20 protein-coding genes are annotated in these 17,945 nt (G+C 65.1%); 6 read left to right on the plus strand and 14 right to left on the minus strand.

Annotated features, from left to right (window positions below; all coding sequences use genetic code 11):
* Window positions 1-25: 25 nt before the first annotated feature.
* The 3 genes from AC1RHV_RS02390 to AC1RHV_RS02400 are packed head-to-tail and all read left to right on the plus strand — an operon-like array spanning window position 26 to window position 1,741.
* The gene (locus AC1RHV_RS02390) at window positions 26-763 is read left to right on the plus strand and encodes an SDR family oxidoreductase (RefSeq protein WP_492299664.1); all 738 of its coding nucleotides are present in this window, start codon (window positions 26-28) and stop codon (window positions 761-763) included.
* 34 nt (window positions 764-797) lie between these two features.
* On the plus strand, window positions 798-1,115 hold the full coding sequence (locus AC1RHV_RS02395) for a DMT family transporter (protein ID WP_054454653.1): 318 nt from the start codon (window positions 798-800) through the stop codon (window positions 1,113-1,115).
* Entirely contained in the window at window positions 1,112-1,741 is a 630-nt protein-coding gene (locus tag AC1RHV_RS02400) for a TetR/AcrR family transcriptional regulator (RefSeq protein ID WP_054454649.1), read from the plus strand. The genes AC1RHV_RS02395 and AC1RHV_RS02400 overlap by 4 nt, the downstream gene beginning before the upstream one ends.
* A gap of 39 nt (window positions 1,742-1,780) precedes the next feature.
* Here AC1RHV_RS02400 and AC1RHV_RS02405 read toward each other — a convergent pair whose 3' ends face one another.
* Together AC1RHV_RS02405 and AC1RHV_RS02410 are read right to left on the minus strand one after the other, a co-directional pair.
* On the minus strand, window positions 1,781-2,041 hold the full coding sequence (locus AC1RHV_RS02405) for a DUF2798 domain-containing protein (RefSeq protein ID WP_054454647.1): 261 nt from the start codon (window positions 2,039-2,041) through the stop codon (window positions 1,781-1,783).
* Window position 2,042: 1 nt separating this feature from the next.
* Window positions 2,043-2,939, minus strand: a complete 897-nt coding sequence (locus tag AC1RHV_RS02410; protein WP_492299665.1) for an NmrA/HSCARG family protein — start codon at window positions 2,937-2,939, stop codon at window positions 2,043-2,045.
* A 109-nt stretch (window positions 2,940-3,048) separates the two neighbouring features.
* Here AC1RHV_RS02410 and AC1RHV_RS02415 point away from each other — a divergent pair, with 109 nt between their 5' ends.
* Window positions 3,049-3,942: a LysR family transcriptional regulator gene (locus AC1RHV_RS02415; protein ID WP_310535618.1), complete on the plus strand. Its 894-nt coding sequence runs from the start codon at window positions 3,049-3,051 to the stop codon at window positions 3,940-3,942.
* A gap of 110 nt (window positions 3,943-4,052) precedes the next feature.
* Entirely contained in the window at window positions 4,053-4,463 is a 411-nt protein-coding gene (locus AC1RHV_RS02420) for a VOC family protein (RefSeq protein ID WP_175180878.1), read from the plus strand.
* Between the two features lie 30 nt (window positions 4,464-4,493).
* On the opposite strand, the gene AC1RHV_RS02425 is transcribed toward AC1RHV_RS02420, so the two are convergent.
* A complete protein-coding gene (locus tag AC1RHV_RS02425; RefSeq protein WP_225588723.1) occupies window positions 4,494-5,420 on the minus strand; it encodes an alpha/beta hydrolase in 927 nt (308 codons plus the stop codon).
* 179 nt (window positions 5,421-5,599) lie between these two features.
* On the opposite strand from AC1RHV_RS02425, the gene AC1RHV_RS02430 reads away from it, so the two are divergent.
* Window positions 5,600-6,118 carry an O-acetyl-ADP-ribose deacetylase gene (locus AC1RHV_RS02430; protein ID WP_492299666.1) on the plus strand — a complete coding sequence of 173 codons (519 nt, stop codon included), beginning with the start codon at window positions 5,600-5,602 and terminating at the stop codon, window positions 6,116-6,118.
* A gap of 44 nt (window positions 6,119-6,162) precedes the next feature.
* On the opposite strand, the gene AC1RHV_RS02435 is transcribed toward AC1RHV_RS02430, so the two are convergent.
* The 11 genes from AC1RHV_RS02435 to AC1RHV_RS02485 form a co-directional block, all read right to left on the minus strand.
* On the minus strand, window positions 6,163-7,449 hold the full coding sequence (locus tag AC1RHV_RS02435) for a hypothetical protein (protein WP_192352061.1): 1,287 nt from the start codon (window positions 7,447-7,449) through the stop codon (window positions 6,163-6,165).
* Between the two features lie 180 nt (window positions 7,450-7,629).
* Entirely contained in the window at window positions 7,630-7,884 is a 255-nt protein-coding gene (locus tag AC1RHV_RS02440; RefSeq protein WP_175213306.1) for a hypothetical protein, read from the minus strand.
* Window positions 7,885-8,489: 605 nt separating this feature from the next.
* Window positions 8,490-9,269, minus strand: a complete 780-nt coding sequence (locus AC1RHV_RS02445; RefSeq protein WP_492299667.1) for an SDR family oxidoreductase — start codon at window positions 9,267-9,269, stop codon at window positions 8,490-8,492.
* Entirely contained in the window at window positions 9,266-10,810 is a 1,545-nt protein-coding gene (locus tag AC1RHV_RS02450) for a class I adenylate-forming enzyme family protein (RefSeq protein ID WP_306651107.1), read from the minus strand. Before AC1RHV_RS02450 ends, AC1RHV_RS02445 begins: the two co-directional genes overlap by 4 nt.
* A gap of 24 nt (window positions 10,811-10,834) precedes the next feature.
* Window positions 10,835-11,722, minus strand: a complete 888-nt coding sequence (locus AC1RHV_RS02455; protein WP_054454630.1) for an ABC transporter permease — start codon at window positions 11,720-11,722, stop codon at window positions 10,835-10,837.
* 1 nt (window position 11,723) lies between these two features.
* Complete coding sequence (locus AC1RHV_RS02460; RefSeq protein ID WP_192352063.1) at window positions 11,724-12,695, minus strand: ABC transporter permease; 972 nt, start codon at window positions 12,693-12,695, stop codon at window positions 11,724-11,726.
* A 9-nt stretch (window positions 12,696-12,704) separates the two neighbouring features.
* On the minus strand, window positions 12,705-14,348 hold the full coding sequence (locus AC1RHV_RS02465) for an ABC transporter substrate-binding protein (RefSeq protein ID WP_175213310.1): 1,644 nt from the start codon (window positions 14,346-14,348) through the stop codon (window positions 12,705-12,707).
* A gap of 28 nt (window positions 14,349-14,376) precedes the next feature.
* Window positions 14,377-14,826: a PaaI family thioesterase gene (locus AC1RHV_RS02470; protein ID WP_125470403.1), complete on the minus strand. Its 450-nt coding sequence runs from the start codon at window positions 14,824-14,826 to the stop codon at window positions 14,377-14,379.
* Window positions 14,823-15,836, minus strand: a complete 1,014-nt coding sequence (locus AC1RHV_RS02475) for a quinone oxidoreductase family protein (protein WP_346546633.1) — start codon at window positions 15,834-15,836, stop codon at window positions 14,823-14,825. The genes AC1RHV_RS02470 and AC1RHV_RS02475 overlap by 4 nt, the downstream gene beginning before the upstream one ends.
* 30 nt (window positions 15,837-15,866) lie before the next feature.
* Entirely contained in the window at window positions 15,867-16,976 is a 1,110-nt protein-coding gene (locus tag AC1RHV_RS02480; protein ID WP_492300778.1) for a DUF2817 domain-containing protein, read from the minus strand.
* The gene (locus AC1RHV_RS02485) at window positions 16,976-17,845 is read right to left on the minus strand and encodes a VOC family protein (RefSeq protein WP_175180885.1); all 870 of its coding nucleotides are present in this window, start codon (window positions 17,843-17,845) and stop codon (window positions 16,976-16,978) included. Before AC1RHV_RS02485 ends, AC1RHV_RS02480 begins: the two co-directional genes overlap by 1 nt.
* Between the last annotated feature and the right edge of the window lie 100 nt (window positions 17,846-17,945).

A 17,945-nucleotide genomic window follows, 5' to 3' on the forward strand; every position in this document is an offset into this window, starting at 1 on the left:
CGATCGGTATAAAAGGAGCTCGGCGATGGAATTCCAAGGCAAGGTTGCGCTGGTCACCGGGGGCACGCGTGGCATCGGCGCCGCTATCGTTCGCAGGTTCGCGGAACGGGGCGCCGATGTCGCCTTCACCTATGCCAGGTCGGATCAGACCGCGAAAGACTACGCCCAGGAACTTGGCGCAATCGGCGCCAGGGTCCTGGCCATCAGGACGGACAGCCGCGATCCGGCCGCCGTCCGGACGGCGGTGGAGCAGACTGCCGGGAAACTGGGCAGGCTGGACATACTGGTCAATAGCGCCGGCGTGTTCCCCTTCGGGCCTGTCGAGGACGCCACGCTCGAGGAAATCGACGACACCCTGGCGATCCACGCCAAGGCGGTATTCGTGGCCTCGCAGGCCGCGCTGGCTCATATGGGGACCGGCGGACGCATCATTTCCATCGGCTCCTGCTTCGCGCAACGCGTGCCTTATGGGGGCGTGACGCTCTACGCGATGAGCAAGTCGGCGCTCATCGGATTCACCAAGGGCCTGGCTCGGGAGGTCGGCGGCCGCGGCATCACGGTCAACATCGTCGATCCGGGATCGACTGACACCGATATGAATCCTGCCGATGGTCCGGCGGTAGCCGCCGAGCTGGAACTCATGGCGGTCAAACGCTACGCCGAACCCGAGGAAATTGCCGCAGCCGTGGCTTATCTTGCGGGGGCCGAGAGCCAATTCATCACCGGCGCGTCGCTCGCCATCGATGGCGGCTTCACCGCCTAGGGCTGCGGGAAGTCCAACAGAAATGGGGATTCAGATGGCATGGGGTTTCCTGGTTCTGGCCGGCATGCTTGAAATCGTCTGGGCATTGGCACTGAAGCAGGCCGACGGATTGACGAGGTTCTGGCCGAGCCTGATCGGCATAAGCGTCGCCATGCTGAGTCTTGTCCTGCTGGCCTTGGCCCTGAAGCATCTGCCGGTGGGCACCGCTTACGCCATCTGGGTGGGCATAGGCGCTTTCGGCGTGGCGGTTTTCGGCACATTGGTGCTCGGCGAGCACATGTCATCGGCCAAGCTGTTGTTCCTGGGCTTGATAGGCATAGGCGTGGCGGGCCTGCGGATAATTGAAACGTGAATTCTGGCAATCAAGCTAAACCGGCCACCGCGCCGAAAATCGGGCGTCCGAAGGCGTTCGACAAGGACCGGGCCTTGCTGGCGGCCATGCGTACCTTCTGGGCGCAAGGTTATGAAGGCACCTCGATCCAGGATCTGGTCAGCGCCACGGGCGTCAACAAGCCCAGCCTCTATGCGACCTTTGGCTGCAAGGAGGAAATCTTCCGGCAGGCCGTCGAACTTTACGACCGCGTCGAAGGGCGAGCGACGTCGCAGAGCCTCAGCGCAGCTCGGACGGCCCGCGAGGCCGTCGAAACCATGCTGCGATCGAACGCGCGCGCCTATGCGGTCAACGAGGGCCCGCGTGGGTGCATGATCGTGTTGTCATCGCTGCTGGGCGCGCCTGAGAACGAGAGCGTGCGTGCGTTTCTTGCCGCAAATCGGGAGGAAGGAGAATCGACGCTGAGGGAACGGCTTGCGCAAGGCATTGCGGAGGGCGACCTTGCGCCGTCCGCCGATGTCCGGCAGCTTGCCGCCTTCTACACGACCGTGCTTGAAGGCCTGTCGATCCAGGCCCGCGATGGCGCGGGCGCGAAAAAGCTCAACATGATCATTGATGCCGCGATGCTTGCGTGGCCGGCCGGTTGACATTGCCGGCGCAGGTCGTCGCAGCGCTTGCGGGCCAGCTTAGGGCGGGACCACCATCCAGGCGACGATCCGCCGCACGACAGGCAGCAGCAGCAAGAGGCTGGGAAAAGCCACTATCCACGAGGCTCCCCAGGCGCTGGGCCAGTTGAGGACAAAGTCGGGACCCACGCCCACGCTCGCGGCGGTCGCCACCGCTGAAACGATGGCCGACATGAACACGGAAAGAACCAGCGGCATCAGAACGGGGGCATAGTGCCGCGGGAGCTTTTTCAGGGTGGGGCTTGATGAATGGTCAGCCATCTCAATACTCCTTGCCGCCGCGCGCCGCTTGTTTCTCGGCCACCAGGTCCTTGACGTACTCGCGCAGTGAACGCGGATCCCGTCCGAGTGCAGCCTTCAGCACAAGACTGTTTCCTCCAAGCCCGCAGGCCCGATAGTGATCGAAGACTTTGGACAGAAGAAGCAACTGCTGTTCGCCATATGGCAGGCGCGCGTCTTGCGCCCACGCGCTGAAGCCGGGCTCCAATGCAGTGACCGGAGATCCCAGCTCCTCGGCCAGGGCCATCACGATGTCCATGCGGCTGTACATGCCGGCGCATAGCTCCAAGGTCGCGTAGGCCAGCCTGTCCTCGGTCAGGGCGATCGCGGCAACCTCGGCCACATCGCGATAGTCCACGCGGGCGATTCTCGTGTCTTTGGGAAAGGGCTCACTGAAGCGGGAATGGTCGCGGATCGACGGCCAGGCCAAACCGATGTTCTGCATGAAGTTCGCGGGATGCAGGATTGTGTATTCCAGTCCCGACGAGTAGAGCGCGTCCTCCACCGGGATCTTGCTGGCGTGATTGGCCAGTCGCACGTTCGTTGGCTGGATGACCGATGAAAAGACGAACCTCCTCACGCCGCTGCGCTTGGCCGCGTCGACCAGGGCAACGCCCATGGGCGCTTCGTCTGCGGTGAACGCGGGGCCGATATGAAAGACGCCGTCCACACCTTGCGTTGCGGCTGCGAGGCTGTCGACGTCGCGGAGGTCACCGATGGCGGTCTCGGTCGCTCCCAGCGAGCGGGCCTGAGCGGCGCGTGTTTCGTCGCGGACGAGCGCCCGGATCGCGACCTTGCGCCGCTGCAATTCGGGAACGACCAGGCCGGCGAATTTGCCGGTGGTTCCAACGACCAAAACGATGGGCTGAGTGCCGTTCACAGGGTTTCTCCTTCGCATGCATGCGGGTACGAAGGCAGTGTATTTTCTACCGATTAGTGGAACAATGCTTGTTAAATATGAATGTGAATCACGTTATACGAGATAAATAATGAGCCGCCTCGAAGACCTGGAAGCGTTCATCCACATCGCTGAAACGGGAAGTCTGACGAAAGCCGCACGCCATCTCAACCGCTCGCTACAGGCCGTCAGCCGTTCTCTTGCCGCGCTGGAAGAGGACGTCGGCGTGCAACTGGTCCATCGCACCACGCGGCATTGCTCGCTCAGCGAAGCCGGCGAGGCGTTCTTCCGGCGGGTCAAACCGGCGATGGAGGAAATAGGCGAGGCCCGGCTGGAGGTTGCAGACCGCCGAGCCGCGCCGTCGGGCATATTGCGTGTCGGCGCGCCGGTACTGTTCGGGCCGGACTTCCTGGTTCCGATCATCGCGCAGTACATGCGCGCATACCCGCAGATGGAAGTCGATCTGCAATTGACGGATACCTTTGTCGACCTGTCCGCCGCAGGCCTCGATCTGGTCGTGCGCATCGCAGACCTGCCGGATTCCGGCTTGCAGGGAAGACGATTGGGAGCCTTGCGCAGAGTCGTATTCGGAGCGCCTTCCTATTTCGAACAGTATGGCCGTCCCGCGCATCCTTCGGACCTGCGGCAGCACGCCTGCATTGTCAGGACTCTCGATCAACGCTCGGGGCAGTGGGCCTTTGAGATAGACGGCAAGCGGCGCAGCGTCGGGGTGCGGGGTCCGTTCCGGACCAACACGATGGCGGCGATCTATTCCGCGGTCAGCGCCGGACTCGGCATCGGCTATTCGCCGCTATGGCAGATCAGGCACCTGCTGGATGCGGGGCAGGTGGAGGTCATACTCGAAGCGTTCGAGTCCAAGCCTGTGCCCATACACGTGCTTTGGCAGGAGCACAGGCTTCCGCCTGCCAAGGTGCGGGCTTTTATTGATTATCTGGCGGCTGGGCTGAAGCTCGATCGGTTCTAGGGGCGCCGCGGGAGTCTGCGGGCGAGGGCGCCGCTACTATCCCAAGCGCGGCACGGTAGACTAAGAATCCTCGTATCCTGATGCGCACTTTCGCTCCAAGGAGGATCATCATGCCGGTATTTCAGATCAAGCACTTGGACCATGTCGTGCTCAGGGTTCAGGACCTGACGCGTAGCGTGGACTTCTATACGAAAGTACTGGGCTGCGAGATCAAGAAGAAGAACGATGAGTACGCAATGATCCATCTGAGCGCCGGCGGTTCCATGATCGATCTGGTGGATGTGCAGGGGCCTCTGGGCGCCGCGGGCGGGGCAGCGCCAGGGAAAGACCGGCACAACCTGGACCACTTCTGTCTTCGCGTCGATCCATTCGATGAAACGGCCATCCTCGAGCATCTGCGAACTTTCGGCATTACGGCGGACAAGGCCGTGATGCGATATGGCGCGGAAGGCGAGGGACTTTCGATCTATTGCTTTGATCCCGACGGCAATCAGATCGAACTGAAGGGGCCTGCGATCTAGGGCTGGTGCAGGTTGGATCTCTGTATTAGGTCAACGCACCGGCAGCAGATATCTCAAGGCCTGCATAAAGCCACGCGGCGCCACGGTGAGATGGTCCTCGTCATTCAGGACCACGGACTTCAGTTTCAAACCTGGATATTTCCGGCTTTGCAGCGCCGCCTCCAGCGCCCGGTTGTCGGCGACCATGTCCACCGTCTGGTTGTAGCGCCGGTCGCCTTTGCGCAGGGCTTCGTAGGCGCCAACATAAAGAAAGACATTCGCCGTCAGGTCCCGATGCTGCTGGGCATAGCCCGCTTCCAGCTTCAAGGCATGCCTTTTGTCGTACCAGAGGGACGGGCTGCCGAGGACATAGCCGTTGAACATGCCGGGCTCGGTGAACAGGATCTGCGTCCCCAGCAGCGCCCCATAGGAGTGGCCGAGAAAGAGGGCTCTGGCCGGGTCGGTCCGGTAGCGGGCGGTGATGTAAGGCTTTACCTGATCGCGCAGATACGCTTGATAGGCCCGCGCCTGACCATGGACCGCATTGGCCGGCGCGGTGCTTGGGCCGTTCGGTGTAGGCGTGTAGTCGCGCTGGCGGCTGACTCCGCCATCCTCGCCTTTGCCATATGACAGGCCGACAAGAATGAACTCCTCGATCCGCGGTCCTTCCACGTTCAGGCGGCGCGCCAACTGCCGGATGATAGGGAAGGCATAGTCGGCGTCGGTAACATAAAGCACGGGGTAGCGCCGTTGCGGCTGCTTCGCATAGGACGGCGGCAAGGCGACGTAGACCTGATAGCCGCGGCCCGACACGGGATCGGGCACGTCCCAGACTTCGCTATCGGCGATTTCGTATGGGCGACCCTCGCCAGATTGCATCTTGGGCGTCGATTGGGCCTGGGCTTGCGTCGGGCCGCCATGTAGGCCGAAGCTGACGAGGAGGGCAATCAACAGGGCATTCAGAAGGCGTCGTTGCATGGGGGAAGGCTCGGCAGCCTGCAAGTTTGAGCACATGAAGTGGGCGGAATTGTAGACTGGCACCATAATCCCGGTCCGTTGCCGCCAGCAGACGTGACGAGTTCCTCAAACTTGCTGCCAGGAAGATCGCCCTGCAAATGCGCCGCGGCGACGGCGTTCGTACCTCAAGGAGCAAAATCATGGCCACAACCCTGCGCGCAATCCGTTCAGACATCACGAAGCTCGAGGTGGACGCCATCGTGAATGCCGCGAACTCCTCATTGCTGGGCGGCGGCGGCGTCGATGGCGCCATCCATCGCGCGGCGGGCCCGGATCTAGTGCACGAATGCAGATTGCTGGGCGGTTGCAAGACGGGGGACGCGAAGGTGACCAAGGCCTATCGCCTGTCCGCTCAATACATCATTCATACGGTGGGGCCGGTGTGGCGGGGCGGGGATGGCGGAGAACCGGCGCTGCTGGCCAGCTGTTATCGCGGATGCATCGAGCTGGCGCAAGAAAGAGCGGTCAAGTCGATTGCGTTCCCCAGCATCAGCACGGGGATATATGGGTATCCTATTGAGCGGGCGACAGAGGTGGCCGTCGCAAGCGTCCGCGAAAGCCTGGCTGAGGACTCATCCATACGGGAGGTGATCTTCTGCTGTTTCTCAGCGGAAGATCTCATTCAATATGAGCGCATCTTGAATGGGCCACATGCATGACTCTGCAAAGGCGCGGTCGCCAAGGCGCAACATGGCCCGCTGACCTAGTTCAGCGTTCGAATGAACCGGTGCAGCCGCCAAAGCGCCAGTCCAACGAAGAGGCTCAGGCAGGCCGAGATGAAGGCTGCCGCGAGCGCGGCCGGATTGACTTTTTCTAGTGTCCAGGCGAGAGCCGCTGCTGCGGACAATGGCAGGGCGGCGGCAGAAATCAGAGTCGCCGCCAGCATGCTGGCCGAAGGATGTAGTCCGAACCATGCTGCGTGATCCGGTTTTTGGTTTGACTTTTGAATACGCCTGAGCAAGTCATGGAGAAGAATCAGGAAGTACGCTTGCACGCAAGCCAAAATGACCATAGCCCCAAAAATCGCACCCTCACGGGGCAGCTTGAGGCCAAATAGATCTACTGCCTGGTCGCTTGCGGAGTGAAGAGCCTTCACGCGCTGAATTGCCTCGTCAATATCAAAATCCTGAAAGCCGTCGGAGACTTCCGCCAACTCATGAAACGCGGCGGCGTATGTGCCGCTGCGCCATGCCGGATACATTTTTTGGAGTGCGTATGGGTCGATGGGCGCCTGCACAAGCTCGAACGGAATGGTGATTTGCACGTCGCGCCTGGGCTCATAACGTGTAGGCCCGAGTTCCAGGATCAGGTCGATTACCTGATTCTTGTCAACCCCGGAAGGTGCATGAGGCTTGCTCAAGCGTGTCGATGCCGGCGGATAGTCATCGTCGGGTGGTTCCGATCGTGCCTTGAAGCACATGCTGTGGATGTAGGAATCGGCTTCAACACCAGAGAACGAGCGGCGAACCCGCACCTTACAGTTCCTTTCCTGGATGTTGCTTGGGAACTTTATGTTGGGGCCCGAGACGACCACGCCGCGTCGTAGTGCATCCCAAAGATCCTCGAAGCTTGCAAGCGAGCGGTTGGACAAAGACAAGTCGGCGTCAAATTGCCAAGCTGCGTATGCCCACAGCTGCTCGGGCTGCAGTTCCGCGTACCCCTGAAACCACAGCTCAATTGGGGGAGGATTGTTCATCTGCATCACTCCGATTGCACTAAGCGATGCAAAGTCGCCTGCCACTGGAATGATCGAGTCCAGGTAAATCTGCTGTCGTAGGGCAGGCCAGCGGCTCATGACCTCCCGGATCTGAAGGGCTTGTGTCAGCGCGGTGTTCAGCTTATGGAATTGGCTATTTACAACGCCGACGAAGATCGCGATCGAGAGCATGATCAAGCCGAATTGCATGCCGCGGAGCTGGCTAAGCAGCTCTGCCGGAAGGCTCGCGGGCACCACAGCGGCGGTTGGCGCCGACTTCTTTTTGCGCTTCATGCGTATTTTTCCGTACTCGTTCGGGTGCGTTGCACCGCTCGCCAACGGTTTTCGGAACAGCAAGTGTGACGCGGATCGCCGGCCTGAACGTCGTGGCGATGACGTTGACTTTAGCGCTGAACGTTCGAGTTCGTCGAGCTTTGGAAGCTGGCAAGGCAGTCGCCTATCTCGGGACGTGCACTAGCCGGTATTCAGTATGGCGATTGTCCACATGGCCGGCACCTTGGTGGCCGGGCCGGCGGGTATTCGCGTATTTCCGGATATGCGCTGCAGGTGCTCATGGAGGACACGTTGACAATGCGCCCATGATCGCGCAGGACGGGCAGGGCTTGCTGGATCAAGAAAGGGGATCTTCAGGTTGACTTGGAGTGCCCAATCGAACGCGTCCACCGGCAGGTGGCCGCGCAGGCCTACGCTTGCATTGTTGATCAGCATGTCCGGGCGCTGGGATAACGCCTCGGCGTTTCTTTGGGGGAAAAACGGGTCGACGCATAACGGCGATACTTCGACAGGCGTCGTACATCCACGGGCACCTATCGGAATATCGGAAGTAGATGAAACCTCATTTCAAGTTCCAGCCAGGCTTCAAATGCCTGTTCAAGGTGGCTGAATTCTCCGTGGATCGTCCTTCGGAGGCCTCGTTCCAGGTACAAGATTGCGTAGCCTGACGCAGCTTCCACTAGCCAATTGCCATCATCGTTTGGCTTCGTAGTGATAAAGCAGCCCAAGCCGCGCCGCCGAGCTTCCGCAGAAATTTCCGAAAACGAAACAGTCCAACTCGGTGGCAGACGGCTCCAGGCGCCACCACAGTAGCGATGGACCAAGTTCCACACGCGGCCCGATAATACGGCGTCGATTTGCTCAAGCTCTGGAATTTCCACCTCATTCCCTTACTCTGACTCCCGGAGAATTGGCGATTTTCAGGGATATCCCTGAGCATGTCTACGACCGTTTTTGGGTCGGTATTTGACTTGGGAATGCTTGGGCTTGCTTCGAGCGGAACATGCGCTGCCGATCAACGATGATGCGGCCAGCCAATCCTACAGCCGCTGCCCGCCCGTCGCATCAATACGCTGCCCCGTGATCCAGCGCCCCTCATGCGACGCCAGAAAGGCGACGATGTCCGCAATGTCCTCAGGCTGCCCCACGCGCCCCAATGCAATCGTCTGGGCGATGACCTTGCTCTGCTCCGGATCGCGTGCGCGGGCATTGAGGTCCGTGGCCGTGGCGCCGGGCAGGACAGCGTTCACGGTAATGCCGCGTGCGCCCAATTCGCTCGCCAGCAGCAGGGTCAGCGCTTCCAGCCCAGCCTTGGCCGGCGCGTAGACGCTCATTTCAGGATAGGCGGCGCGCGTGCCCATGGAGGACACGTTGACGATGCGGCCATGGTCGCGCAGGAAAGGCAGGGTCTGCTGGATCAGGAAGAAGGAGGTCTTCAGGTTGACCTGCAGCACCCGGTCGAACGCGTCAGGAGTGACTTCCGGCAGGCGGGCGCGCAGGCCCACGCCGGCGTTGTTGACCAGGATGTCCAGGCCGTCGTCGGCGTAGCGTTCCTTGAGCGAGGCGCGCAAGTCCCGCGCCAATGCTGCGGCGGCGTCCGCCAGCGCCAGGTCGGCCTGCAAGGCCCAGGCTTGGCCGCCAGCTGCCTGGATCTGGCGCACGACCTCGTCGGCGGCATCGCCAGCGCTGTTGTAGTGCACGGCGACGCGCGCGCCGCGCCGGCCCAGGGCCAGCGCGATGGCGCGGCCGATGCCGCGGCTGGCGCCGGTCACGAGCGCGGTTTTGCCCACGAGGCTGTCGGGGAATTCAGTCTGGCTCATGCCGTTTCCGTTTCGGGTTGGGTCCACGCATGCTGCGCTTCCAGTTCGCGCGCGGCAAGCAGCAGCGCGTTGCGGTCGATCTTGTTGGTGCCGGCCCAGGGCAGTTCATCCACGAAGCGGATGCGCCGCGGATGCTGGTAGGCGGGGCCGTGCTCGAGCGCGTGGCGCTTGAGCGCATCGGCATGCAGTCGGCTGTCGTCGCGGCGCACGACGAAGGCGACGGGGATATGGCCGCGTTCCTCGTCGGCCAAGGGCACCACGCAGCTCTGGCGCACGTCGGGGTGCGATTCCAGCAGTTTCTCGACCTCGACGGGATAGATGTTCTCGCCCGAGCAGACAAACATGTCGTCGGCGCGGCCCACGAAGTAATAGAAGCCGTCGGCGTCGCGCCGCAGCACGTCGCCGCTGTAGTACCAGCCGTCCTTGAGCACCTGTGCGCTCTTTTCCGGGAGGTTGTGATAGCCGGCGAGCACTGCGGGGTTCTTCATCAGCAGCACGCCCTGGTCCGGGCCAGGACCGTCAGCGAGCCGCACCTGGGCGGGATCGAGCGGGTAGCCCAGCGCCAGCGCGGGCGTGGGCAGCCCGTCGGGATGCGGGCCAAACACGGCGGGGCCGGCCTCGGTGGTGCCGTAGCCGTGGGTCACGCGCACGCCGGGCAGGGCGCGCTGGATGCGTTCCAGCAGCGCCACGGTCATGGGGGCCGAGCCCAGCATGACGCGGCTCAGCGCCGACAGGTCGCGTCCTTGCAGCAGCGCGGGGTCCTTGACCAGTCGCGCGAACATGGTGGGCACGGCGGTCAGGACGGAGATGCGGTAACGCTCCAGCGCGTCGGCATAGGCGGGGACGTCGAATGATGGCTGGATCACCAGCAGGCTGTTGCTGGCGAAGGCGCGCTTGGCCATGAACAGGCCGTTCATGTGGAATAGCGGCTGGGCCAGCAGGTATCGTTCCTGCACGCCGGCGCGGGCGACGACGGCGGCGGAGGTGGCAGCCAGCGCCCACAATTGGCCGCGATGCGTGAGCGGCACGCCCTTGGGCTTGCCGGTGGAGCCCGAGGTGTACAGCATCTGCGCGATGTCGTCGGCCTGCGGCGTGACGAAGCCGAAGTCCGTGGGCGCGATCTGCGCGGCAAAGCCTTGCGGACCGGCGTCGTCGAAGTCCAGCACCGGCACCTTGGCTTCGAAGGCGGCGCGGCGCGGGCCGTCCACCAGTGCGAGCGCGATGCCGGCGTCGCGCAGTACATAGTCGATGTTCTCTTGCGACTGCTTGATGTTGACGGGAACAGCCACGTAGCCCGCCCGCATGATGCCGAAATAGGCGATCAGGTACTCGGCCCGGTTCAGCGCGGCGATGGCGACGCGGCTGCCCGGCGCCAGGCCGCGCGCGGACAGCCAGGCGGCCACGCCGCCCGCCAGCAGGCGGACCTGGGCGTGGGTGTAATGCCGCGGCGTGTCGGACTGGCGCAGGTCGATGATGGCGGGCAGATCGGAAGACAGTTCCGGGTCGGCCAGATGGCCCAGATTGAGCAGGGAATGCGTCATGGAATTTTCCGGAAAGAATGCGGCTCAGCGCTTTTGCAGCTTGGGATTGAGCGCGTCGTTCAGGCCGTCGCCGACCAGGTTCAACGAGAGCACGGCCAGCATGATGGCCACGCCCGGCACGGCGCAGATGTACCAGGAAGAGCGGATCAGGCTGCGGCCTTCGCCGACCAGCCGGCCCCAGCTCGCGATGTTGGGGTCGCCCAGGCCCAGGAAGGACACCACCGATTCGTAGAGGATGGCGCCGGCCACGACCAGCGAGGACATCACGATGACGGGAGGCAGGGCGTTGGGCAGGATTTCCGCGGCGACGATGCGCAACGGACTCATGCCCAGCGCGCGGCAGGCCTGCACGAACTCGCGTTCCTTGAAGGACAGGAACTCGGCCCGGGTCAGGCGCGCGATGGGCGGCCAGGACACCAACCCTACGGCCAGTGTGATGTGTTCGATGCGCGGCCCCAGGATGGACACCACCGTCAGCACGAACACGACGTTGGGAATGATCTGGAACAGTTCGGCCACGCGCATCAGGCCCTCGTCGACCCAGCCGCCGGCCCAGGCCGCGGCCGCGCCCACGCTCACGCCGATCAGCGTGGCGGTGGCTGCGGCCACCAGGCCGATCAGCAGGGTGGCGCGCGCGCCGTGGGCGATCATGGCGGCGATGTCGCGTCCCATGGAATCGGTGCCCAGCGGATGACGCCAGGACTCGAACGGCCAGATCTCCGGCGCGCCGACGATGCGCAGCGGGTCTGTGGGATATAGCCAGCCGGCGCCCACCGCCAGGAAGGCGACCAGGACGAGCAGCGCGGCGCCCGCGACGGCGCCCCGGTTGCGCGCAAAGCGCGCGGCGAACGAGGCGCGGCCGTGGGGGGATGCCGCAGGCAGGGCAGTAGCGAGGGTAGGGGATGCGGACATGTCAGGCAGCCTTGATGCGCGGGTCCAGCCGCGTGTAGATCAGGTCGACGGCGATGTTGGCGATGATCACCACGAAAGAGCTGAGCACCAGGATGCCCAGGACGACGGGATAGTTGCGGCTCATGACGCTGTCGAACAGCACGGCGCCGATGCCGGGCCAGCTGAACACCGCCTCGACCACGATGCTGCCGCCCAGCACCGCGCCCAGCTGCAGGCCCAGCAGCGTCACGATGGGCAGGAAGGCGTTGCGCAGCACGTGGCGCAGGACCACGGCGCTGCGCGTCAGGCCCTTGGCGTACGCGGTGCGCACGAACTCCATGCGGCTGACTTCCAGCATCGAGGCGCGCATCACGCGGGCATAGGCGGCGGAATAGAACAGCCCCAGGGCCAGCGCCGGCAATGCCAGGTGGTGCAGCACATCCAGCGCCTGGCGCCAGGCGCCGCCGGACAGGCCGATGGTCACCATGCCGCCCACCGGAAACCAGCCCAGCTTGACCGAGAACAGCACGATCAGCATGATGCCCAGCCAGAAGCTGGGCGCGGCAAAGCACAGCACGGCGAACACCGACACCGCGCTGTCCCACCAGGTGTTGACCTTGACGGCCGACACGATGCCGGCCGCCATGCCCACCAGCACCGCGATGGCGAGGCTTGCGCCCATCAGCAGCAGCGTGGCTGGCAGGTGCGCCAGGATCACGTCCAGCACGGGCAGGTTGTGGCGGTAGGAATAGCCCAGATCGCCGCGCGCCACGGAGCCTATGTACTTCAGCAACTGCACGGCGGGCGGCTGGTCCATGCCGTAGGTCACGCGCAGGCGCTCGATGAGCGCCGGGTCGGTGACCTGCTGCTCGGCCGTCATCACGTCCAGGAAGGTGCCGGGCACGGATTGGATGAGCGCGAAGTTCAGCACCACCACGCCCAGCAGCAGCGGGACGGCCTGGGCCAGCCGGCGCAAGATCAGTCGGATCGGCATGCGTGCGCCTCAGGCCTGCAGCCAGACGTCGGCCAGGGTTTCGCCCTGGACGTTGGCGCCGGTGGTGAAGTTGCGCACGTTCTTGCCGGCCAGCGTGAACGACTGGATTTCCACCAGCGGCACGTGCGGCACGTCGGTCGAGGCCAGGCGGGCGAACTGGTGCGCAAGCGTTCGGCGCGCGTCCGGGGCGGTCTCCTGGGTCAGCTTGGCGACCAGCGCGTCCATTTCCGGGTTGGAGTAGCCGGTGGCGTTGCGGAAGGCGGCGCCCTTGACGATGCCGTCGGTGGTGTAGAACTGGGTGACAGTGGGCACCAGTTCCAGCGGCGAGGTGAAGTTGGAGACGGCGATGTCGTAGTCGTAGTCGCCATAGATGCGCTTGAGCGCCGTGGCGCGGTCCACGGAATCCAGCTTGACCTCGATGCCCACGTCCTGCAGCGCCTGCTTCAGGTACTGGCCGAGCTTGGCGTTCTCCTCGAACCAGGCGGCGGCGACCAGATTCACGGTGAAGCGCTTGCCGTCCTTCACCGGCAGGCCCGCGGCGTCCAGCAGCGCGGCGGCCTTCTTGGGGTCGAACGGATAGCGCGGCACGTCCTCGGTGTAGAACAGCGGGTTGCTGCTGAAGACCGGCGCGATGGCGGGCTTGCCGCGGCCGTAGTAGATGGTGTCGACGATGAACTGGCGGTCGATGGCGTGCAGGATGGCCTGGCGCACCTCGCGGCGGTTGACGATGTCGCGGCGCTGGTTGAATTCGGCGGTCACGGTCCAGGCCGAGTTCTGGTAGCCGCGCGTGTCCACCACCACCTTGCCGGTCTTGAGCAGGCGGTCGATGTCGCGGGCAGGCACCGGGTTGGAATAGGCCAGGCCCAGCTCGCCGGTCTCCAGCGCGGCGCCGCGCGTGGCGGGGTCGCCCCACCAGCGGATGATGAGGCGGTCCAGGTTGGGCTGGCCGGCATTCCAGTAGCTGTCGTTGCGCAGGTATTCGACGTGGCTGCCGCGCACCCACTTGCCGTACTTCCAGGGGCCGGTGCCGACCGGCGTGTTGTTCAGCGGGTTGGTGATGATGTCGCGGCCGTCGTACAGGTGTTTGGGTATCAAGAGCTGGAACTGGCCGGCCAGGGTGGATTTCAGGAAGAACTCCGGAACCGGTGCGTCGAAGTTCAGCACCACGGTCAGCGGATCGGTCGCGGTCGCGCCGGTCAGCGACTTCAGCGCGATGCCGGCGGAAATCGGCTTCCAGTGCTGCAGCACGTTGTAGACCACGTCGGCGGACGTGAACGGCGCGCCGTCGTGCCAGGTGACGCCTTCGCGCAGCTTGATGGTGTAGCTGCGGAAGTCTGCGGCGGGCGTCACGGACAGGGCCAGCGCGGGCTGGAACTTCAGGTCGGCATCCAGCTTGAGCAGGCGTTCCAGGATCTTGGTCGCGGTCTGGAACGGGCTGGACCCGCCGCCGCCGGGCACGAACAGGGCCTGGGGCTCCAGGCCGCCCCAGCTGGCGACCAGGGTGCCGCCTTTGCGGGCGGGGCCGGCGTCGGCGCCGGGCTGGGCAGTCGCGGCCAGCAACGCCTGGGGCGCGATGCCCAGGCCGGCGGCCAGGCCGCCCGCGGCGGTACGGGTAAGGAAGGCGCGCCGTCCGGGGCGCTGCGCGGTGGTCATGATGGTGTCCTTGAAGATGAGAGCCCGCTCAGCCCTGGGCGAGCGTGGCGTAGGTGGCGCGGCCGATGGCCACCAGCGCACCCTGGTCGTTGTAGAGGTCCACGTCGGCCACGCCCACGCTGCGGCCGTTGCGGCGCACTCGGGCCACGGCGGTCAGCGCGGTGTTGACGGCGGGACGCAGGTAGTCGACGCGGAAGTTGATGGTCGGCAGGCCGCGGCCCAGCAGCATGCCGACGGCGAAATCGCCGACGGTGTCGATCACCGCGGCCAGCGGGCCGCCATGCCATTGGCCGCTGGCCGCGCCGCGCTCGAATTCCGGGCGCATGGGGGCCAGCACGGTCAGTTCTCCCTGTTCATGGTTCACGTCGCGCACCGACAGGCCGAGCCAGGCGATGAACGGCGAATCGTCGAACCTGGCCTGGATGGCCGCGGCGTCGAGGGTGGCGGCAGGCGTCAGCGCCTTCGGGTTCGCGCTCATGCCGACACCAGCACTTTGCCGACGATCTTGCGATCTTCCAGCGAGGCCAGCGCCTGGGCGCCTTGTTCCAGAGGCCACTTGCGGTCCACGTGGACGCGCAGCCGGCCGTCGCGCACCAGCGCCAGCAGCTCGTGCAGGTCCTCGCGTTCCCAGCCGTTGGAGCCGCGGATCTGCAGCTCGAAGGTCCAGATATAGCGCAGGTCTTCCTTGGGATCGAAGCCCGCGGTGGCACCGCAGGTCAGCAGGCGGCCGCCCAGGCGCAGGCAGCGCAACGATTTGACCCAGGTGTCGCCGCCCGTGAAGTTGACCACCACGTCCACGCCGCCCGGCTTGCCGCTGCGGCGGCGCGACGGCTTGCCGAAGCGCTCCTGGACCGCCTTGAGGAAGTCTTCCTCGGTGTACAGAATGATGTGGTCGGCGCCCAGGGCGCGCAGCGTCTCGGCCTTTTCGGGGCTGCCGGCGCAGGCGATGACTTCGGCGCCAGCCAGCTTGGCCAATTGCACGGCGCACACGCCCACGCCGCCGCTGGCGCCCAGGATCAGCACCTTTTCGCCTGGCTGCACCTGGCCGATGCGGTTCATCATGCGCAGGGCGGTGCCGTAGGCCACGGGCAGCGCCGCCGCCTGATCGAAGCTGACCTCGTCGGGCAGACGCAGCAGCTGGTGCGCCGGTACGCGGCACAGTTCGGCCAGGCCGCCATGAATCGTCTCGCCCACCAGGCCGCCATCGACCCGGTCTATCGGGTCCACCAGCACGCGGTCGCCCGCCTTCCAGTCGCGCACGTTGGCGCCGGTCTGCACCACCACGCCGGCCACGTCCAGGCCGATGATGACGGGAAAGGGCAATTTGATACCGGGCATGCCGCGGCGAGTGAACACGTCGTGGTAGTTCAGGGACGAGGCCCCGACGCGGATGACCACGTCGTCGGGACCGGCAACGGGATCGGGAAATTCGGTTTCCAGGCGCAGCTTGTCGGTGCCGCCGTGTTCACGCAAAACAATGGCTTTCATGAGTCTCTTGATGTATGGGTAGGGAAAGAATCACCACGCGGCCAGGCCGGCGATGGCCTGGCGCGTGATCTGCAGGCCGTGGGCCACGACATTGCGGCGCCAGACGCTGGACACGGGTACGAAGGCATCGACCAGATCCGCCCGCAACTGCGCATCGCGCGCGGCGTCGGGCGCGGCCGGGGACTTGAAGCGCAGCCATTGGTCCAGCCTCAGGGCCGGCCGCATCTGCAGGCCGCGCGTGCCGAATTCGACGACTGCGCCGGCCAGCGGCCGCTGGCCCAACGCTTGCTGTACGCCACGGAACACCAGTCCCTGGTAGTCGGGACGGGCCAGGCCGTGCGGGCGCTGCCCCAGTACGCGATCCGCGCCCCACCAGGCCGCGGCTTGCGCCTGCTCGGCGCTGCCGTCGGGGTTGAAGCACAGGAAGAAGGGCTCGCCGAATTCGCCGATGCCGGTGTGCCAGTCGATGAAGGCCACCCGTTCGCTCGCGCCCAGGTGCTCGTCGACGATGCGGCGCAGCGTGCGGTTGGACCATTCGGGGCCGTTGCCGCCATAGACCAGGCCGTCCGGGTGCGTGTACTGGCCGCTGGCCGTGACGTTGAAGAGCGCGTCCGCGCCGTGCTCCTGGCGGAAGCGGTCCAGCGCCTCGGCGCCGGCGTCCAGCGCGGCCTCGGTCCAGTGCTGCGGGATCAGGTGCGGATGCAGGCTGGCATAGTGCGGGTTGGGCGGTGCGGCCCGGGTGTGGTCGATGAAATTGCGGTTCAGGTCGACATTGTTTTCGGTGGTGCGCGTGTCGTGCGCATAGCCGTAGGGATTCAACGCATGTACCAGCACCACGTTGACGCCGTCCGGCAAGGGCAGGCCGCCGTCCGCCTGCAGCCACGCGAGCTGCACCGCCGAGCCGGCCGCGCCTTCGAGGCCGTGGGTGCCGCTGATGGCCAGATGGGTGCGGGCGGCGCCGGGGCGGCCCAGCACCGCCACGTCTACGGTCAACGGCCGGCCCTGCGGGTCGCGCGCCGTGGGATGTTCGTGGCGCGAGAGCGCGGCGCCCCGCGCCGCGGCGGCGGCCACGAAGGCCTCGCGCGCTGTTGCGTAGTCGGCGGAAAAGCAGGTCCAGTAGTCGGGCAGGGGCTGGCCCATCATGCCTCCTGCACGAAGACTTGCAGTGCGCCGGCAGCATGCTCGGGCGCCACCGCCAGTTCGCCCTGCGCGTTGGTACGGTACGGGACCTCGTTGGCGTCGAGCCACGCGCGCGTCTGCCCGATATCGCGCACGCCGATGACCGATCCCGCGAACCAGCCGCCCTGGCTGCTGGCGGGCAGGCCAGCTGGCACGCGCACATGGGGGAAACGCTGCTCGAAGGCGGCGGGCGCGAGGAAGTCGATGCGCAGGCTGCCGCGCCGCACTTGCAGGCCCTGGTCAGGAAGCTCGCTGATGGCAATGGGGCCCAGCACGCGTTCATACGCGGCGCGCAGGGCGCGCGGCTCGGGATGCACGGCGATCAGCGACTCGATGCGGCGGGCGCCGTTGGCATGATCCTGCCATTCGGGCCGGTAGACCAGATGGCGCGTGAGATGGCCGCAGGTGAAGAAGTCCGGCACCGCGAAGAGGCCCGCCGGAAACTGGGTGTTGTTCCAGGCCGCGTCCTCGCTGCCGGCGGGCAGGTGCACCGGACGGCCGCCGCGCTGCGGCGCTTCGGCGTCTATGCCCAGGCGGGCAAGCTCGGCGTGCACGGCGCTGCTGTCGGTGGTCTGCAGCGCGACGGAGACCGGGCCTTCATAGGCGTCGTCAAAGCCCGCAAAGCGCGACTGCTCGCGCAGCTCCGGCGGGAATGCCAGCAGCTCCAGGTAATTGGCGTCCAGGATCAGGGTCTGGTTGCGCGTGCCGCGATGGTGGCGGCCTTGCGGCGCCAGGGCAAAGCCCAGCTTCTGGTATTGGGCGGTTGCGGCCTGCAGGTCATGCACCCGGATGATGTAGTGGTCCAGTCCGGTGACTGAGGGTATGGACATCGCGTTTCCTGAATTTGCTTGACGGAAGCGGGCAGTCTGGCCGAAGCGCAGGCGGGCCAGAACGATTGAATTCGCATGTGGATATTTGTTTTCTGGTCGC

The sequence above is a fragment of the Achromobacter sp. GW823-FHT04E03 genome (genome assembly GCF_058796095.1).

Bases quoted from the DNA above. Each gene is read 5' to 3' on its own strand.
- AC1RHV_RS02475 (WP_346546633.1), bottom strand. From the start codon at position 15,836: ATGAAAGCCATTGTTTTGCGTGAACACGGCGGCACCGACAAGCTGCGC.
- AC1RHV_RS02485 (WP_175180885.1), bottom strand. From the start codon at position 17,845: ATGTCCATACCCTCAGTCACCGGACTGGACCACTACATCATCCGGGTG.
- AC1RHV_RS02425 (WP_225588723.1), bottom strand. From the start codon at position 5,420: ATGCAACGACGCCTTCTGAATGCCCTGTTGATTGCCCTCCTCGTCAGC.
- AC1RHV_RS02415 (WP_310535618.1), top strand. From the start codon at position 3,049: ATGAGCCGCCTCGAAGACCTGGAAGCGTTCATCCACATCGCTGAAACG.
- AC1RHV_RS02435 (WP_192352061.1), bottom strand. From the start codon at position 7,449: ATGAAGCGCAAAAAGAAGTCGGCGCCAACCGCCGCTGTGGTGCCCGCG.
- AC1RHV_RS02455 (WP_054454630.1), bottom strand. From the start codon at position 11,722: ATGTCCGCATCCCCTACCCTCGCTACTGCCCTGCCTGCGGCATCCCCC.
- AC1RHV_RS02440 (WP_175213306.1), bottom strand. From the start codon at position 7,884: ATGCTGATCAACAATGCAAGCGTAGGCCTGCGCGGCCACCTGCCGGTG.
- AC1RHV_RS02420 (WP_175180878.1), top strand. From the start codon at position 4,053: ATGCCGGTATTTCAGATCAAGCACTTGGACCATGTCGTGCTCAGGGTT.
- AC1RHV_RS02390 (WP_492299664.1), top strand. From the start codon at position 26: ATGGAATTCCAAGGCAAGGTTGCGCTGGTCACCGGGGGCACGCGTGGC.
- AC1RHV_RS02450 (WP_306651107.1), bottom strand. From the start codon at position 10,810: ATGACGCATTCCCTGCTCAATCTGGGCCATCTGGCCGACCCGGAACTG.
- AC1RHV_RS02460 (WP_192352063.1), bottom strand. From the start codon at position 12,695: ATGCCGATCCGACTGATCTTGCGCCGGCTGGCCCAGGCCGTCCCGCTG.
- AC1RHV_RS02470 (WP_125470403.1), bottom strand. From the start codon at position 14,826: ATGAGCGCGAACCCGAAGGCGCTGACGCCTGCCGCCACCCTCGACGCC.
- AC1RHV_RS02405 (WP_054454647.1), bottom strand. From the start codon at position 2,041: ATGGCTGACCATTCATCAAGCCCCACCCTGAAAAAGCTCCCGCGGCAC.
- AC1RHV_RS02430 (WP_492299666.1), top strand. From the start codon at position 5,600: ATGGCCACAACCCTGCGCGCAATCCGTTCAGACATCACGAAGCTCGAG.
- AC1RHV_RS02395 (WP_054454653.1), top strand. From the start codon at position 798: ATGGCATGGGGTTTCCTGGTTCTGGCCGGCATGCTTGAAATCGTCTGG.
- AC1RHV_RS02480 (WP_492300778.1), bottom strand. From the start codon at position 16,976: ATGGGCCAGCCCCTGCCCGACTACTGGACCTGCTTTTCCGCCGACTAC.
- AC1RHV_RS02445 (WP_492299667.1), bottom strand. From the start codon at position 9,269: ATGAGCCAGACTGAATTCCCCGACAGCCTCGTGGGCAAAACCGCGCTC.
- AC1RHV_RS02465 (WP_175213310.1), bottom strand. From the start codon at position 14,348: ATGACCACCGCGCAGCGCCCCGGACGGCGCGCCTTCCTTACCCGTACC.